Here is a 593-nt window from a genome sequence, read left to right on the forward strand (position 1 = left end):
GGTTTCCCCATTCGGATACCTAGGGGTCAGTGCTTTTTGTGAGCTTACCCTAGTTTTCGTTCACTTACGTCCTTCTTAGTCTTCATGTGCCAAGGCATCCACCTTGAGCCCTTATTCTCTTGACTGGAAATATTGTTTGCTATTTAGTTTTTTATGGTTCAGTTAAGTGTGAATTTATTTTACACTTTATTTTTTAATTTTTCAATAGTAATAGTTAGCCAGGACAAATATTTTATACTTTGTCCTCGGGCATATGCCCTGCGGCAATTTCGCACCTATTAGGCGCGAGGACTCAATGAGCCGGCCGGGCTTGATGGTGGACCTGAGTAGACTCGAACTACCGACCTCACGCTTATCAGGCGTGCGCTCTAACCACCTGAGCTACAGGTCCATGCAATTATTTAAGTAACGGTTTGTTTCTAATAGATAGAGAATAACGTATCATTCTCTGCCTGGCTAGTGGGTTTTCTTTCCTCATTGTTGAGGCGTCCTAGTCTCTGTTTTGCAAGCAAAACATTCGCCTAGGATGTAAAGTGCTGTCCAGTATGTCGGACATCTATGCACCTTCCACCCACCAGGCCGGGCTTCCTTAG

The 593-nt window shown here is 44.2% G+C and carries 1 tRNA gene and 1 rRNA gene; both read right to left on the reverse strand.

From position 1 onward, the window contains the following. A 23S ribosomal RNA gene (locus ACCQ40_RS04565) occupies positions 1-125 on the reverse strand; the annotation flags it as partial. A 189-nt stretch (positions 126-314) separates the two neighbouring features. Beyond that, a tRNA-Ile gene (locus ACCQ40_RS04570) sits at positions 315-391 on the reverse strand. Between the last annotated feature and the right edge of the window lie 202 nt (positions 392-593).

Origin of the sequence: Anaerococcus cruorum, from assembly GCF_046365495.1 — a bacterium.
Taxonomy (GTDB): Bacteria; Bacillota; Clostridia; order Tissierellales; family Peptoniphilaceae; genus Anaerococcus; species Anaerococcus cruorum.